This is a genomic window from Methanohalophilus sp. (assembly GCF_030156785.1).
Classification (GTDB): domain Archaea; phylum Halobacteriota; class Methanosarcinia; order Methanosarcinales; family Methanosarcinaceae; genus Methanohalophilus.
Genome location: NZ_JASGLW010000012.1, coordinates 14,954 through 30,657, shown reverse-complemented (window position 1 = coordinate 30,657; position 15,704 = coordinate 14,954). Strand labels below are relative to the sequence as shown.

Below are 15,704 nucleotides of genomic sequence, written 5' to 3'. Positions count from 1 at the left end.
CTGAAATTACTTGTTTTGTAGCTTCATTCTCTGAGCCAGTATGCACTTGCCGCCGGTATGTCCTCCAAGTGGGTTAAATGTTGTTCCAAGTGAATTCATACAACGTGCCATTACTGCTGCTCCTCTTGCAAGCCCATCATCAATAAATGCAACTTTTTCATCGATGTTGCCCGGGATAAGTGGATCAAGTTTTTCAAGAATCAACTTGGGCTTATTTCCAGTGATTCCTGCTCTTCCAGTGACTCCGAAGGTTGTGTCAGGGAAAAGGAGTCCTTCATCGTTTGCAACTTTAACCAGTCTGTAAACGACATCTGACATCACTTCATCGATAACCGCAAACAGGATTTTCAATCCTTCCGAAGTGTAAATCTCCTTGCCTATTTCTGAAAGTTTGTCCATATCGGAACCATTTTTTCCCACATCACAGCCTATCAATACGACTCCGATGTCCTTTGCAGATTTTGGGTTTACAGGAACACTGCCGTATCTTTTAACATTCTCAGGAACAGTCTCAATTATTATGTAATCCTGTATACGCTTTGCATATTCCTTCACCTTGTTGCCCTTAAAGAGCATTGTGAGCTTTCCGGCAGGCTTTTCGTCAAAAACATCAAGTGCGGTTCCCAATTCGAGATCTACAAGGCCGGTACCCCGGATGATGGCATCAGGGATGGCCCCCGCATAGCCGCAGAAATTGCCGATTGTACGTGCATAAGGTTGATCTTCATTGATAATCCTGCCATCAAGGGTTGTTCCAAAATCCATTGAAGCACATGGGTTGCGGAAATCTACGTCAACCCATTTTGAACCTTCCTTGATGCCTGCGGTTGCAAGTTCGCCTTCCATCTCATTTGCAACAATTTCAACACCACTTGAGCCAGTTGGAGGCAATACGCTTGCAACTGCACCGTCAAAAATTACATGATGAAGTTTGCTGAATTTCTGGAATTTCTGTTGTATATTGTCTATAGACATAGGGGGGGTCATGTTTTTAGGTGGTACTCCTGCAAGCAGGCAGCCATCGGCAAGAGCCTTTATGAATTCTCCGACTTCTTCCGGTTTATCAAAACCTGCCACAACTCCTGTGGAACGTACTACAAAATGAATATCAGTTTTAATGTCCAGATTGGCTTTTTTAACCGCTGCAAGCAAAGTATCCCGTACAAGCTCAGCAACAGATTCTCTTGTAAGTTCAACTTCTGTAAGTGTTTTTCCGAAAACGGTCTCATTTGGCTTTGGTTTTCGGACATCACGGGTCATTTTAACCATCTTAGTGACATGGTAAGTTTTTCCTTCTTCAAGGTTTGTTGCAGTAAGGATACATTTTGTGGTAGTATTCCCGACTTCAACTGATGCCACTATAAAATATGGCTTGGATTTAAGATCAATCAGCCGTACAGATGGAGTATGTGCAATTCGGGGTTTATGTGTCATGTTTTAACCTTGAATTTTGGTTTTAATTCTTTCTACGATTTGTTCTTTTGGCAAGGCTCCAACAATGCGATCAACAAGGTTTCCGTTCTGGAAAACAAGAAGTGTAGGGATTGCAGAGATCTGATATTTCATGGATGTCAGATGATTGGTATCTGTATTGAGTTTCCCGAAAACAACTTTTCCCTGCAAGGATTTAGCAAGTTCTTCAATAACCGGGGCAATTCGACGACATGGACCACACCACGGTGCCCAGCAGTCGATAACAGTTAACGGATATTTCTCTACAAAATGCCCGAAATCCGCATCGGTTATTTCTACAGGTTCTGTAGGGTAATTGGTGTGTTCAACTTTCTTTTTGAGTTCTTCAATCCGCCTTTTCCTGATCTCTTCAAGTTCATCCATTTGTACACCAATCCACAATTAATTCATAAGTTATATCTGCTAATATAGAGTTACCATTTTATACGAAATAAAAGCATTTAAACGTTCGCATGGTTGTCCGTAATGCATACACAACCATCATGGTATAACGAAATCTTAATTGGAGGAAAAAGTCTTGGGAGATCGGGATGACGCAAGTGTTCCAAACCGCACATTATTTGATCAAAAGTGCGTTACCTGTGGTACATGGATGGAAAGATCAGCAAGTATTACGAAAAAAGGGGTAAAGCTGGTTACGTATTCCTGCCCGGAATGCGGTCTTTCTTACACAGCTGAAGAATGATTTTATGTGGGACCTGCACTATTTACGACAGCTTGAACCAGAGGATTTTGAAAATCTCGTAGCTCACCTGTTCAATTTGATGGGTTACAAAACCTGCCTGACTCCTGCTTCAAAAGATGGAGGTGTGGATATAGAGGTTTCTATTGAACATGTGGGTTTGTCCCACAGGTGGCTGGTTCAGGTAAAACGATACAGCAATAATGTGGGCGTAAAAGAAGTACGTGAGTATTGCAGTCTCAAATATCGTGAGTTGGCAGATGGTGTCATAATTGTAACGACTTCCAGATTCACAAAACAAGCACATGAAGAGGCTGCAAAACACAATGTAAAGCTCATAGAAGGTCCGCTACTGATCACAATGCTTGATCATTACTGCCCTGAAGAAAGTAGTGTTTCAAAATCATCCCTACCAAAAGCTGACTTTGCCGTCAATGGGGAGCCTGTTATTGGAAGACAACTTGTTATGTTTGAGGGCTCAAAAATCATGATTACGCTGACGGCCGAACATCTCTATTTTGAAAAACTCACAGGATCTTTATTATCCCGAAAATCGGAGCTTTTGAGGCGGGTAAAAGTGAAGGATATAGTGGGAGTACATCAGGAATCAAATGAGACTTTTCTGGTTATTGGGGGAAACAATATAGAAATTATAAATTTTGTTGCCCTGAAAAACGAAGCTTTTCATTCCACTCTTGAAAGCCTCCGACCATTATACCTGCGGGGAGAGCACCTCTTGAAAATGGAAAAATCCGGCAGAGAGTTCGTTATACTGACTTCACGCAGGTTTGTAATCCTCGGGAAAAATAATGAACATTCTCTTTCTATTAATCTGAAAAATGTTGCAGGATGCGAGAAAGAAAAGTCAGGTGCTCTCCGCAGAGAAAAAATGGTGCTCCTTGAAGCAGAAAACGGAATAATCCGCCATAAAGTGGAAGTTAAGGATGTAAGTGAATGGATGGATTTAGTAAAAGGCGCACTTCAAGGGTGCTGAATTACAAATCTTTGAGTTGTTTATAATAATGCAGGTAGGACACAACCTTGGAAAGGACTATGGCTATTATACCTATAGCTATACCCAACAGTACAACCATCACAATATCGCCTTTATCTGCATATTCCATGAGGAAGTAAAAAAGTATCGCGCTAATCAGGGCACCTACTGCAATTACATAACCAACATTGATCTCGCTGAATTTTTTGTTCATCTTGGTTATCCATAGTATATACTTTATTAATACTTTTCCTGATATTTAGGACCATTTTTCATATGTTTTTTTAATTGCACCTCAGTGAATTTTGCCATCAAGGTCCAAAATACGTCTGATGCTTTCCATCTGCATAAATCGGATGATTTCTTCAATATTGGGGCTATATGACAAATTTTCATAGAGGGGTATCATCGCCATCATCTTCCTACATTACGTAAAAGTGCTCCAGCCAGAAGTCTATTATGGATTTAATACCATGTTCATGGCAACTATTTTTATAAATTCAAGGGATGACAGCGGATTTGCAAACTCAAAATAAGTTTCATGCATATCTATGGATGATTTAGTACGCTTCTTCCATAATCTCGATTCAAAATTTCGATGCGATGGCTTTTCACTCCAGATCATAGTATGGACTGAGATCACATCCTGTGCAGGGAAGACACATTGTCTTGAAAGCCCCGACATCAAGGTCTGTCTTGTCAAGTTCCTTTTGAAGGAATTTTGTCAAGCGAAGTAATCGTTCCGCTGAAGGGCGCTCGATAAAAATCTCTCCTTCTCGAAGAGGATGCATGCTTGCAGGTCGGAGGATAGGAATGACTCCAATCTCGATTAATTCCTTGATTCCTTTTTCAACGCTTTCGTCGGATTCACCCAGCCCGATAATGAAATTGGAGCAGACATGATTCTTTCCGAATATTTCTACTGATTCCCGGAGAGCTTCAAGTATTTCTTCAAGTGGCTGTCCCGGGCATAATTTTTCATGAAGATCCCGGTCCATAGTTTCCACGTTGTATTTGATTTCATCAGCACCTGCTTCCTTGAGCCTCCTTGTAGATCCTTTTGTAGGATAAATTCCGACTCCTATGGGGACTCCATATTTTTTTGTTTCTCGGATAACACTTATCGCTCTTTCAACTTCTTTTTCGGCAGTTGTGTCCACCCCTGAGGTGATAGAGATAGCTTTCATTTTACCAGTAGAATTTGCTTTTTCAATCATATGGAGCACTTCTTCAATGGATTTCACTTTTCCCGAAAGCTTCGGAACAGGACAGAATTTACAATCGAAAGTGCATTTTTCCGTGAGGTTGACATAAGCCTGATCAGGGCAGTGAATAAGTTCTTCTTCAATTCTCCCGCGCACAATTTTCCGATCGTTTTCACAAATTATGATTTCCCCGTTTTCTTCGGCTGCAATGAGCGGAGAGTTCTCACTAATTCCCAGCCTTACCCGTTGGTTACCGGATCGGAAGAAAAAGGCAAAATTTCCAGCTCCAGGTCCTGCGGTAGGAACTGTAAAATTTTTCAAAAGGGCGGTGTCTATCCGGACTTTTCCAATTTCCAGAAGTCTAGCTTTTGTTTTGGCGTCCATCAATTCACGCATGTGAACTAATTTTCTTATAGATTTTGGTAGGGGGAATAATTGTGCTTAATTTAAAGTGCAAAATGCATGAAAAGTTTGTTTAAATTATATTAAAAAACGCTTTATAATGGATCAAAAGATGGTATATTGCGCCCACGTTCTAATTTTTTTAATAATATCCTATTTGTTATGTCCATTGTATATTTCCATTTAAGCAAGTACACAGTCACTGATTGTTATTGTTTTTCATGATAAATTGGGGGAAAAATGCATGAAAAAAGTCTTCAAAGCGAGAACTTCTTAAGCCAGTAATTTAACAGTCTTTTATGAATGTTTAGTTTTCTGATGAGCCAGGAAGATCATTTTGTTTAATAAAAAGGTAGATACAGACATGAAACGGGATCCGGTGTGTGATCAGGAAGTTCCGGAGTGCACGCCTTACAAGTTTGAGTACGGGGAACAGGAATATTATTTTTGTTCACCCGAATGCATGCGCTCATTCAGGGATATGAAAAAAAGTGTTGACAGACTTAAACATAGCATTGATAGGGAAACGCGGCTATCATTTGGAAAATTGAATAGGGATATCATTAAACCAGGAATCTGTACCATGTGTGGTGCGTGTGCTGCCTGCTGTGAATTTATTGAGATGAGAAATGATAAGCCGCGTATTGTTGGTCCGTGTAACGGTTGTGGGGTTTGCTATAATCAGTGCCCGCGCACAATCACCACCGAAGAAGATCTTATAGGAAAAATACGCTTTGCCTATGCTGCCCGCAGTAAGCTCAAAGATATCAGGGGGCAGGATGGTGGTGTAGTCACCTCATTACTTGCTTATGCTCTGGAGGAGGGTCTCATCGACTGTGCGGTCGTAACAACAAAATCAGAGGCTGAACCCTGGAAACCCGTTGCGATTGTGGCCAAATCCTATGATGATTTGCTAAAATCATCCGGAAGTATTTATTCTCACAGTATGACAATCGGCAGGCTTATGGATTCTATACAAAAAGGTATGCATAGCATTGCATTTGTAGGTCCCAGTTGCAATATTGATGCGGTTTACAAGATGCAAAAGAGTTCATCAGGATTCCTGCATCAGTTCATGAGAGCAAACGTGCTGCGTCTTGGCCTTTTCTGCATGGATACTTTTTCCTATGATGGAATAAAGGAATTTGCCAGCAACCATGGTTTTTCCCTTAAGGATATTGATGCCATGAAAATCCGCAAGGGCTTTTTTGAATTTGAAACAAAAGGGAAGGTACTGAAATATCCTCTCTCGGAATTTGATGAATATAGGAGTAGTTCCTGCAAATATTGCACGGATATGGCTGCTGAGAACTCAGATATAAGTTTTGGGGGTGTTGGAAGTCCTGAGGGGTATACGACAGTTCTCGCACGTTCAGTTATAGGATATGAGATACTAAAAGAGGCTATTGACAGTTGTTTTATTGAGGCACGTCCTCTGAAAGATATGGAGATGGGGAAAGTGTTGAATCTGGCAAAACTCAAAAAAGTACAGATGTATGGTATTAATCGCAGGGATAAGAAAAAGTAAAATCAGGCCGACATTATAAGAACCCATAAGCTGGATCAGTGAAGCTGAAAATTAAAATCTCCCTGAAGGTTGACTGTGCAGAAGAAAAGATTGGGTAAAAGTGTTTCAGGTTTGGTTCGTTTTTATTACTTTTATTTTTGGCAATTGTATCTCAAAGTAAGCATATTATATTTGTGATTTGTTCAAAATTTGAACCATGAAAATAGCCGTATTTGGTTTTATCTTTTCAATTTACCCTCCGAGTTCTCTGTTATTAAAATACCATGAACCGAAGCACAATGAAACGAAATACTCTTATAAATATATGAGTTTTATGAGTTACCGAATGGCAGGGCGAAAAGATTAACATACTTATCTAAGTTGCAAGAGATCACAATTATTAATATTACAGAGGAACTCACGATGATCACAAAGGAGGAAGTGGAGCATATCGGATGGCTCTCCCGTATAAGTCTCACTGAAGAAGAAGCCGTGAAATATGCCACCGAACTGAGTAGTGTGCTTGATTATTTTAATCAGCTGGATGAAGTGGATACGTCCGGCGTGGATCCCACATACCATGTTGCAGATTTGATGAACGTGTTCAGGGAAGATGAGGTTTCACCTTCTCTTCCGCAGGAAGAAGTGCTTCGTAATGCAGCTGAAAAGAAGGAAGGCTACATCAAAGGCCCCAGAATTATGTGAGGTTGCAATATGCCGGAAACTATTAAACAGGTTAAAGAAAAGATTGCAAACTCATCCGCTGAAGATGTCATCAGTTCATATCTTGAAAAAATACGGAGAAGCAGCATAAATGGCTTCATCTATGTTGCAGAGAATGCGCTGGATCAGGCAAAAGCGATTGATTCAGGCAATAACGGTGGAGCACTTGCCGGAGTCCCCATTGCTATTAAGGATAACATTTCCACAATTGGAATGCCTACAACATGTGGTTCAAAAATTCTGCAGGGCTATGTCCCACCATACGATGCACATGTAATTGAGAGGCTAAAAGCCGAAGGAGCTATCATCCTTGGAAAAGTCAACATGGATGAATTTGCAATGGGTACATCCACTGAAACAAGTTATTATGGTCCAACCTTAAATCCATGGGATACGGAGCGGGTTCCTGGAGGTTCATCCGGTGGCAGTGCTGCTGTTGTGGCAGCAGGGGAAGCTCCGGTTTCACTTGGATCGGATACAGGTGGTTCAGTACGCTGTCCTGCGGCTTTCTGCGGCGTTGTAGGATTGAAACCAACTTATGGGGGAGTGTCCCGTTACGGTCTTGTTTCCTATGCAAACTCCCTTGAACAGATCGGTCCCCTTGCAAACAGTGTTGAAGATATTGCAACTTTGATGGATGTCATTGGCACTTATGATCACAGAGATTCTACCTGTGTAAACCGGGATATCAATTACAGGAGCAGTCTGGAAGACGATGTTTCAGGTATGAAAATCGGTATTCCAAAGGAATATTTTGGTGAAGGCATTGATGAAAAAGTTGAGGAAAAGGTGTGGGATGCTATCGGGAAATTCGAGGAACTTGGAGCAACTTATACTGAAATATCCCTTCCCAATACAAAATACGCATTGGCAGCTTACTACATAATTGCCATGAGTGAGGCTTCCTCCAATCTTGCCCGCTTTGATGGGACAAGGTATGGCCCCAGATCAGAAGGAGAAAACTGGCACATGATGGCTTCAAAGACCCGGCATGAATGTTTCGGGGCGGAAGTGCAGAGGCGTATTCTTCTTGGAACCTATGCCCTTTCTGCAGGTTACCATGACAAGTATTACCTGAAGGCTCTCAAGGTACGCACTCTCGTGAAAGAAGACTTTGACAGGGCTTTCTCTGACGTTGACGTGATGATGGCACCCACAATGCCTTCTCCCGCATTTAAACTCGGCGAAAAAATGGAAGATCCGCTCTCTCTTTATCTTTCTGATGTTAATACCGTTCCGGTCAATCTCTCCGGAGTACCCTCAATATCCGTTCCATGCGGACTTGCAGACGGTTTACCTGTCGGGTTGCAGATAATAGGGAAACACTTTGATGAAGCAGGTATTCTTAAGGCTGCATATACCTTTGAGAAAAATACACATCATCACATGAACACTGCAGGGGAGGTGATCTGAATGGTCTATGAGAATCCTGACGGTGTTATGATAGGACTTGAAGTGCATGTCCAGCTCAACAAGCTCAACAGCAAGCTGTTCTGCGGTTGTTCAACGGATTATCACAACGATGAGCCCAATACCCACGTTTGTCCGGTATGTATGGGACTTCCCGGGTCATTGCCTGTGTTAAACAAAAAGGCAGTTGAATATGCAATCCGAATCGGCCTTGCCCTTAACTGTGAGATTATTGAACAAACACAATTCCATCGTAAGAATTACTATTATCCTGATCTTCCGAAAGGTTTCCAGACTACGCAATATGACTTTCCTATCGTCGGAAACGGAAAAATTGTGATTGACGGTGAGGATGGAGAACACGTGGTGAGGATTACCCGTGCACATATGGAAGAAGACCCCGGGAAGCTTATGCACATAGGTCACATTGAGAAATCAAAGGGAACTCTTATTGATTACAATCGATCAGGCATGGCTCTTGTTGAGATTGTCACCGAACCTGATATGAGAAGCCCTAAGGAAGCAAGGCGTTTCCTTGACAAGTTGCGTAACATCCTTGAATATCTGGACGTTTTTAATGGCACTCTTGAAGGTGCCATGAGGGTGGATGCTAACATTTCCATTGGGGGCGGAGACCGTATCGAGATCAAAAATATTTCTTCCCATAAGGGGGCTGAAAGAGCACTGCTTTATGAAATAATGAGGCAGAAAAACCTTGTTCGTAGGGGTGGAACCGTGGTCATGGAAACCCGGCACTTCGATGAGGCAAGAGGTGTCACCATCTCCATGAGGACCAAGGAAGAAGAGCACGATTACAGGTATTTCCCGGAACCGGATCTTGTACCAATTCGAGTATCTGATTGGGTAGAGGGAATTCGTGAAACCCTGCCGGAGCTTCCTGATGCCAGAAGAAAGCGCTTTGTTTCCGATTACAATGTTGCCGATACACATGCGAAGGCACTCACATCTGACATCCGTGTAGCTGATTTCTATGAATCGGTAGCAAAGGAAGTAGATCCAGTGATTGCGGCAGCATGGGTTGCTGATATTCTTAAAGGTGAACTCAATTACCGAGATCTTGGTATATCCGCATTCAAGGTTGAAGATCTGGTAGAGATAATCGATCTTGTGACATCCGGAAAGATTACCGAGAAGAGCGGTGTTGATGTCATCAGGACGATTCTCGATGAGGGAGGAAGTCCGGAAAGTATTGTGGAGAAGAAAGGTCTGATTAAGGTAGAGGGAGACATTGTTTCACAGGCAATCTCAGAAAGCCTTAAAGAAAATCCGGAAGCTTTGCAGGACTTCCTTGCAGGGAAAGAAAAGTCTCTGAATTTCCTTGTGGGGCAGGTCATGAAGAAGACTCGCGGGCGTGCAGACGCAAGAAGTGTAAGAGAGCTATTGATACATGAAATAGATGAAAAATACAGGTAAGTGTCTTTCCAAAACAATTATATGTTTTGAAGGACATGTAGCCAGCCCGATATCAATCATATATTATATTTGCTAAGGTGGAAAAAATGGCAAGATTCCCAGAAGCAGAGGAACGTATCCTCAACAAGAAGATATGTATGAAATGCAATGCTCGCAATGCTGTGAGGGCAACACGCTGCAGGAAATGCGGATACAAGCATCTCCGTGTGAAAAATAAAGAGGTGAAGAGAGGCTGATCAGTCTGTCCAAGGTTGAGCAATATCTCAATAGTGTCATAGAACGGGACGGATGTGCCCACATGACACTAATTGATCCTGCATCTCAGAGGCCTGAAAAGGCTGCCGAGATCGCCGCTGCAGCAGTAGCTGGCGGAACAGATGCAATTATGGTTGGTGGTTCGACAGGAGCTGCCGGCAATGTGCTCGACCTGACGGTTCTGGCTATCAAAGAAAAGACTACTGTGCCGGTTGTTCTTTTTCCCGGAAATGCCGGTGGAATCAGCGCCCACGCAGATGGTATCTTTTTTATGAGTCTTCTTAATTCGAGAGACATTAATTACATTACTACCAATCAGGCAATGGGGGCGCCACTGGTTTACCAGTATGGAATTGAACCAATTTCCATGGCATACCTCATTGTGGAGCCAGGAGGGACTGTGGGTTGGGTGGGAGATGCACGTTTAATTCCGCGCAAAAAACCCGAACTTGCAGTTGCCTACGCTTTAGCCGGGAAATACATGGGTATGCATTTTGTGTATCTTGAAGCTGGCTCTGGTGCAGACTCACCAATTCCTCCGGAGATGATTGGAGCTGTCAAGAAGGCAATTGGTGACACTGTACTGATTGTTGGTGGTGGCATTCGTGATGGCGAAGCTGCTTCAATTTGTGCTGCTGCAGGTGCTGATATTATTGTTACAGGCACAGCAGTGGAAGACGCTTCTGATGTAAGGGGCAAAATTGAAGAATTTGTCTTGAGCATCAAAAAGTAAGCGTATCCTTAACATCGAAAGGGGTGCGTAATATGTTAAAAATCCAGGATATTTCTAAATCCTACAAAATCTCATCTGGGGTAAAAAAGGTTCTAAATGGAATCAATTTAACTGTTAATAAGGGCGAGATCCTGGGTATCACAGGCAAAAGCGGCTGTGGAAAATCCACCCTTCTTCGTATTTTACGTGGTGTTGAGTCTTTTGATGGTGGTTCAATAGAACTTGACGGACGGGAAATAACCCCTGATTCCGGTATAGAAGGGGCAAAATTCCTGCAACATAATTCTGCAATACATATCCAGCGCAACTTCAGTCTCTGGTCAGGTCCGGCAATTGAAAGTATCCTGAGAAAACTATATTACCAGAAGAAGGGCTATGAGGGACTACCGGAGCCCGACTCCCCATATTACGATGAATTGTATGAGGAAGCGCTTGTATTTTTGAGACTTGTAGGTCTTGAGGAAAAAGCCCTTCATTTTTCCAGAGCTCTAAGCGGTGGGGAAAAACAACGTTTGATTCTTGCGAGACAACTCGCAGCTCGGCCAAAACTTCTGCTCTTGGATGAGCCTGTGACCATGACAGGACCTGATACAAAGCAGGAAATTATGGATGTTATCAAGCAACTAAAAAACCATCTTTCGATTCCGATTATTGTAGTTTCACATTTACCGGAAGTTCACCTGTATCTTGCCGATAGGCTTGTTTATATCGATGAGGGTAAGGTTGCAGAAGAAGGGGATCCGGATCTGGTTGTAAGGCATTTTCTCAAACGTTTGCCCCCTAAAGTTGATCTGGCACCGCTGGATAAAACCAAACCCTGTATTACTGCTAAGGACATATCCAAACGCTACTATCTTCTAAGGGTTGGGGAAGTGCTCAATCTGGAAGATATATCATTCTCTATTAATAAAGGGGAGATTGTTTCTCTGATAGGTCCCTCCGGAGCTGGCAAGAGCACTATCTTGCGGATTCTTGAAGCCTTAATCCCTCCCAAAGAAGGACAGGTACTCTATGCACATGATGGCGATTGGGTAGATTTGACGGTCTATAGCCAGAAACGAATGGATGTCCTTCGTAAAATCAGCATTATGCATCAGGAATTTACCTTGTCTCCGCATTCCACGATTGGGCAGCAAATTGGGTTCAGACTGGCACTTAAACGCAGGGGTGCCATCGAGGAAGCCCGGCAGAGGGCAATTGATCTTGGAATCACTGACGAAATGTTGGATACGATATACAGGCTTCCAGACATGTCTGAAGATGAGAAGCAGGATTCGCTTTTTAAAATGGGCCTTGGGGTAGACATTTACGGGAAATTGTTCCCTTATCCGGTGAATATGAATCTGCGAGAATATGCAGAACCTGTTTTTGAGGCACTGGATTTGCCGATTGAAATTCTTGACAAAAGACCGGATGAAATAAGTGGCGGAGAACATGTTCGTGCTTATATTGCAGTATCACTTGCAACATCTCCGGAAATCCTGATGATGGATGAACCTTTCGGAGATCTTGATCCGGTTACTCTGAGGGATGTTACCAATTCTCTGAAAAACATCAACCGAAAACTCGGCACAACCATTGTGCTTGTAAGCCATCACATGGATTTTGTAAGGGAAGTGGCTCACAGGGTTATCCTTATACGCAATAATCGTATTGAAGCGGATGGGGATGCAAGAAAGGTTTGTGACACGTTCATTAAATCTTCCAATGCCACATATCTCAACAGGTGTTTGGAAGATATCCTTTCTGAATAAATCCCTCTGTTCATGTTTGTTTATATAGTTTGAAAGTCATACTTGTATGTGGAGGTTAAATTATGGTAGATCCTGTGGATTACATGAAGAAGTTAGGTCTTTTTGGTATTGGTGTTTATGCATTGACTGAAGAGAAGATTGATGAATATGTCCGGGAGTTAATTGAAAGTGGGGCAATAAACCGGGAAGAGGGGAAGAAATACGTAACCGAGCTTATTGAAAGGAAGAATAAGCAGCAGGAGGAGCTCGAAGAAAAGATATCTTCCAAGGTAAAGGAGACTTTTGGGAAAACCGAACTTGCTACAAAGGAAGAAATCAAAGCACTGGAAGATAAGATCACAAAGCTTGAAGAGATGCTTGCGGAGGCATTGAAGAAAGACGAATAAATCCAAAATGTGATTTTCCTATAGGATTATGGTTGGATTATTACGACGATATTCCATGGTAAAGCGCTATGGAAAGATCGTAGATGTACTCGTAAAATACGGATTTGGCTATTTTGTAGATCAGATGGGGCTTCAATCATGGAGTCGCTTTAAATCACGTTTTGGAAAGGCTGGGAAGGCTGAGAATTTTGTGGGCAGCAGTCCTGAGAGGGCAAGGAAAGCCCTTGAGGAACTGGGTCCCACATATGTAAAATTTGGACAGCTTTTGAGCATGCGTCAGGATCTGGTTCCTGAAGAATATGCAAAGGAGCTTAGCAAGCTCCAGAATCGTGTATCTCCATTTCCTTTTGAAGATGTTGAGGCAAGGATCCGAAGTGAATTTGGGGTGCCCATATCTGAATTATTTGCAGAATTTGACAGGGAACCGATTGCAGCAGCATCTATCGGTCAGGTCCACAGTGCAAAACTGTATACTGGCGAAAAAGTGGCGGTAAAAATACAAAGACCGGCAATCAGGAAAATAGTTGATGCAGATCTGGATATTATGTATAGTCTTGCCGGTTTTGCCGCGGAGCATATTGAGGAAATCAAGCTTTATGATCCTGTGGGTGTAGTTGATGAAATCTCCCGCTCTATCCATGCAGAACTAGATTACACACAGGAAGCACGTAATATAGAACGTTTCATGGAAAATATGCGGGGAAACAAGCATATTGTCATTCCCCGTGTTTACTGGGATTACAGCAGTGAAAAAGTACTTACACTAGAATTCATTGATGGTGTCAAGTGCGATGATTTTGAAAAAGTTAAAGAGATGGGAGTTGATGTAAAAAAGGTTGCAGTGTATGGTGTGGAAGCATTCATGAAACAAGTTTTTGAGGATGGTTTTTTCCATGCCGACATGCACTCAGGGAATGTTTTTGTTCTTCAAGATGGAAGAATTGCATTACTTGACATGGGGATGTCCGGGCATATTTCTACTGAAATGCGGGGTTATCTCCTTGATGCCCTGATTGCTATAACCAGAGGTGATTTGCAACGTTATATCGAGGTTCTCAAGGATCTTGGTATGATTGATGAAGAGGTACGAATTGAATCCCTGAAGAATGATTACGAGTACCTGTTGAACAAATATTATGGTCGTTCCCTCAAACAGATTGACACCGCTGAGATGCTCGGGGAAATGGTCAAGACTCTGAGAAAATACCATGTCCATATTCCACCAAATATTGCTCTTCTTTTCAAGGGCACGATGACGATAAGCGGCTTTGCAATGCAGCTTTCACCGGATTTGAATATCGCAACAATTGCGGAACCATATGCTCGGAAGGTAATGTTTGAGAGGATGAAGCCCCGCAATATGGCACAAGGAATTTATAATGATCTCTGGTATGCAAAGAGATTTCTTAAAAAAGCACCTTTGCAGTTGTCCCATGTGCTATCGATAGCTGAAAGGGGTTATCTTAACCTTCGTTTTGAGCATCAGGGATTGGACAGGATTGTTGCGGAAATCAATGCTGCCAGTAACCGTCTGGCTTTTAGTCTCATAATATCTGCAATAATTGTTGGTTCTTCTTTGGTGATTCAGACTGGGATGGAACCATTTCTCTGGGGTGTGCCGTTGATTGGTGCGGTTGGGTTTCTAACAGCCGGTTTTCTTGGGATGGCTTTGGTAGTGTATATCATGCGTACTGGAAATATTTGATATTCCAATAACTTTTTAAGCGGTTAACCGGCAATAGGTTAGTACACGGAATAATTTTGCCGGTGATATTATCTATGACAGATCCCCAGATTGAACGCAAATTGATTGAAATCATGCGCATAATTAATGAAAGTGATAGACCAATTGGGGCTCGTGCCATTGCTGATGAGCTTCACAACAGGGGCTACAAGCTGGGAGAGAGGGCTGTCAGGTATCATCTGAGGATACTTGATGAACGCGGTTTTACGTATAAACACGGCTACAATGGGAGGACAATCACGCCCCGGGGAGCCGAGGAACTGGAAGAAGCTCTCATCGGGGACAGGCTTGATTTTGTAATTACCCATATCGAAGACCTTATTTATAAGGTTGATTTCAGTCCTAAAACCGGGAAAGGGAATGTAATTGTTAATGTTTCCTATATTGACAAGGATTATTTTGAGGATGCCATTGAAATCATCGAAAAGTCATCAAAAGTTTCAATCAGCCCGAAAATTGCTATTTTTGATGAAGATAATCATACAGTGAATGTTCCTGCCGGGAAAATTGGGGTGGGTACTCTTTGCAGTATCACCTTTGACGGGATTTTGTTAAGAAACCGGATTCCGGTAAAACCCGCTTTTGGAGGGGTCATAGAGCTTAATGAATGGAAGTTTGATAGATTCTTGGATTTGATATCCTATTCAGGTACATCCATTGATCCGATTAAGATTTTCTTGATCAGACAGCCCACTTCGGTATTGAATGTGCTTGAGAATGGGTCTGGGCGGATTCTTGCAAACATGCGAACAATTTCGGTTTCTTCAGTGGATAAAGCTCAGTGCGTGTTAGAATCTCTCACAAAATCTGAACTCAGCGGGATGTTTAAAATCGGCGGGGAAAACGGGAGTATTTTTGGTGCTCCGGTTGATGCAGGTATGGTGGGAGTTGTGGTTTCAGTAGGGGTTAATTCAATAGCTGCGGTAGCTGAATCCGGTATACCGGTGAATACCGATCCGGTTTCAACAATAATGAAATATGAAGATATGTTTTTACCTTAAT

General features: G+C 42.4%; 16 protein-coding genes. 12 read left to right on the top strand and 4 right to left on the bottom strand.

Annotated elements, in window-relative coordinates:
* Nucleotides 1-6: 6 nt before the first annotated feature.
* Together PWQ49_RS07370 and trxA are read right to left on the bottom strand one after the other, a co-directional pair.
* Entirely contained in the window at nt 7-1,434 is a 1,428-nt protein-coding gene (locus PWQ49_RS07370) for a methanogenesis marker 14 protein (RefSeq protein WP_300609491.1), read from the bottom strand.
* A 3-nt stretch (nt 1,435-1,437) separates the two neighbouring features.
* Nucleotides 1,438-1,836 carry a thioredoxin gene (gene trxA / locus PWQ49_RS07365; RefSeq protein WP_300609489.1) on the bottom strand — a complete coding sequence of 133 codons (399 nt, stop codon included), beginning with the start codon at nt 1,834-1,836 and terminating at the stop codon, nt 1,438-1,440.
* A gap of 154 nt (nt 1,837-1,990) precedes the next feature.
* Between trxA and PWQ49_RS07360 the strand changes: the two genes are divergently transcribed.
* Both PWQ49_RS07360 and PWQ49_RS07355 read left to right on the top strand, forming a co-directional pair.
* On the top strand, nt 1,991-2,158 hold the full coding sequence (locus tag PWQ49_RS07360; RefSeq protein WP_300609487.1) for a hypothetical protein: 168 nt from the start codon (nt 1,991-1,993) through the stop codon (nt 2,156-2,158).
* A gap of 4 nt (nt 2,159-2,162) precedes the next feature.
* Nucleotides 2,163-3,149 (top strand): restriction endonuclease, encoded by a 987-nt coding sequence (locus PWQ49_RS07355; protein WP_300609485.1) that lies wholly within the window; start codon nt 2,163-2,165, stop codon nt 3,147-3,149.
* A 1-nt stretch (nt 3,150) separates the two neighbouring features.
* Here PWQ49_RS07355 and PWQ49_RS07350 read toward each other — a convergent pair whose 3' ends face one another.
* The gene (locus tag PWQ49_RS07350) at nt 3,151-3,363 is read right to left on the bottom strand and encodes a hypothetical protein (protein ID WP_300609483.1); all 213 of its coding nucleotides are present in this window, start codon (nt 3,361-3,363) and stop codon (nt 3,151-3,153) included.
* A 397-nt stretch (nt 3,364-3,760) separates the two neighbouring features.
* A complete protein-coding gene (locus PWQ49_RS07345; RefSeq protein ID WP_300609481.1) occupies nt 3,761-4,738 on the bottom strand; it encodes a radical SAM protein in 978 nt (325 codons plus the stop codon).
* A 382-nt stretch (nt 4,739-5,120) separates the two neighbouring features.
* Here PWQ49_RS07345 and PWQ49_RS07340 point away from each other — a divergent pair, with 382 nt between their 5' ends.
* The 10 genes from PWQ49_RS07340 to PWQ49_RS07295 all read left to right on the top strand — a co-directional run bounded on the left by PWQ49_RS07340 (nt 5,121) and on the right by PWQ49_RS07295 (nt 15,703).
* The gene (locus PWQ49_RS07340; RefSeq protein ID WP_300609479.1) at nt 5,121-6,284 is read left to right on the top strand and encodes a Coenzyme F420 hydrogenase/dehydrogenase, beta subunit C-terminal domain; all 1,164 of its coding nucleotides are present in this window, start codon (nt 5,121-5,123) and stop codon (nt 6,282-6,284) included.
* 402 nt (nt 6,285-6,686) lie between these two features.
* The gene (gatC, locus tag PWQ49_RS07335; RefSeq protein ID WP_300609477.1) at nt 6,687-6,968 is read left to right on the top strand and encodes an Asp-tRNA(Asn)/Glu-tRNA(Gln) amidotransferase subunit GatC; all 282 of its coding nucleotides are present in this window, start codon (nt 6,687-6,689) and stop codon (nt 6,966-6,968) included.
* Between the two features lie 9 nt (nt 6,969-6,977).
* Nucleotides 6,978-8,399, top strand: coding sequence for an Asp-tRNA(Asn)/Glu-tRNA(Gln) amidotransferase subunit GatA (gene gatA, locus PWQ49_RS07330; RefSeq protein ID WP_300609475.1), 1,422 nt, complete (start codon nt 6,978-6,980; stop codon nt 8,397-8,399).
* A complete protein-coding gene (gatB, locus tag PWQ49_RS07325) occupies nt 8,400-9,830 on the top strand; it encodes an Asp-tRNA(Asn)/Glu-tRNA(Gln) amidotransferase subunit GatB (protein WP_300609473.1) in 1,431 nt (476 codons plus the stop codon).
* Between the two features lie 86 nt (nt 9,831-9,916).
* On the top strand, nt 9,917-10,066 hold the full coding sequence (locus PWQ49_RS07320) for a 50S ribosomal protein L40e (protein WP_300609471.1): 150 nt from the start codon (nt 9,917-9,919) through the stop codon (nt 10,064-10,066).
* Between the two features lie 5 nt (nt 10,067-10,071).
* Entirely contained in the window at nt 10,072-10,818 is a 747-nt protein-coding gene (locus PWQ49_RS07315) for a geranylgeranylglyceryl/heptaprenylglyceryl phosphate synthase (protein ID WP_300609537.1), read from the top strand.
* Nucleotides 10,819-10,850: 32 nt separating this feature from the next.
* Entirely contained in the window at nt 10,851-12,572 is a 1,722-nt protein-coding gene (locus PWQ49_RS07310; protein WP_300609469.1) for an ATP-binding cassette domain-containing protein, read from the top strand.
* A gap of 62 nt (nt 12,573-12,634) precedes the next feature.
* Nucleotides 12,635-12,958, top strand: coding sequence for a hypothetical protein (locus PWQ49_RS07305; RefSeq protein ID WP_300609467.1), 324 nt, complete (start codon nt 12,635-12,637; stop codon nt 12,956-12,958).
* A 28-nt stretch (nt 12,959-12,986) separates the two neighbouring features.
* Nucleotides 12,987-14,663, top strand: a complete 1,677-nt coding sequence (locus PWQ49_RS07300; RefSeq protein WP_300609465.1) for an AarF/ABC1/UbiB kinase family protein — start codon at nt 12,987-12,989, stop codon at nt 14,661-14,663.
* Between the two features lie 74 nt (nt 14,664-14,737).
* A complete protein-coding gene (locus tag PWQ49_RS07295) occupies nt 14,738-15,703 on the top strand; it encodes an NrpR regulatory domain-containing protein (protein WP_300609463.1) in 966 nt (321 codons plus the stop codon).
* Nucleotide 15,704: the final 1 nt, after the last annotated feature.

Excerpts from the sequence above, each read along its gene's own strand:
- trxA (WP_300609489.1), bottom strand. The coding sequence starts at position 1,836 with ATGGATGAACTTGAAGAGATCAGGAAAAGGCGGATTGAAGAACTCAAA.
- PWQ49_RS07345 (WP_300609481.1), bottom strand. The coding sequence starts at position 4,738 with ATGGACGCCAAAACAAAAGCTAGACTTCTGGAAATTGGAAAAGTCCGG.
- gatB (WP_300609473.1), top strand. The coding sequence starts at position 8,400 with ATGGTCTATGAGAATCCTGACGGTGTTATGATAGGACTTGAAGTGCAT.
- gatA (WP_300609475.1), top strand. The coding sequence starts at position 6,978 with ATGCCGGAAACTATTAAACAGGTTAAAGAAAAGATTGCAAACTCATCC.
- PWQ49_RS07310 (WP_300609469.1), top strand. The coding sequence starts at position 10,851 with ATGTTAAAAATCCAGGATATTTCTAAATCCTACAAAATCTCATCTGGG.
- PWQ49_RS07355 (WP_300609485.1), top strand. The coding sequence starts at position 2,163 with ATGTGGGACCTGCACTATTTACGACAGCTTGAACCAGAGGATTTTGAA.
- PWQ49_RS07305 (WP_300609467.1), top strand. The coding sequence starts at position 12,635 with ATGGTAGATCCTGTGGATTACATGAAGAAGTTAGGTCTTTTTGGTATT.
- PWQ49_RS07370 (WP_300609491.1), bottom strand. The coding sequence starts at position 1,434 with ATGACACATAAACCCCGAATTGCACATACTCCATCTGTACGGCTGATT.
- PWQ49_RS07320 (WP_300609471.1), top strand. The coding sequence starts at position 9,917 with ATGGCAAGATTCCCAGAAGCAGAGGAACGTATCCTCAACAAGAAGATA.
- PWQ49_RS07300 (WP_300609465.1), top strand. The coding sequence starts at position 12,987 with ATGGTTGGATTATTACGACGATATTCCATGGTAAAGCGCTATGGAAAG.
- PWQ49_RS07295 (WP_300609463.1), top strand. The coding sequence starts at position 14,738 with ATGACAGATCCCCAGATTGAACGCAAATTGATTGAAATCATGCGCATA.
- PWQ49_RS07350 (WP_300609483.1), bottom strand. The coding sequence starts at position 3,363 with ATGAACAAAAAATTCAGCGAGATCAATGTTGGTTATGTAATTGCAGTA.
- PWQ49_RS07340 (WP_300609479.1), top strand. The coding sequence starts at position 5,121 with ATGAAACGGGATCCGGTGTGTGATCAGGAAGTTCCGGAGTGCACGCCT.
- gatC (WP_300609477.1), top strand. The coding sequence starts at position 6,687 with ATGATCACAAAGGAGGAAGTGGAGCATATCGGATGGCTCTCCCGTATA.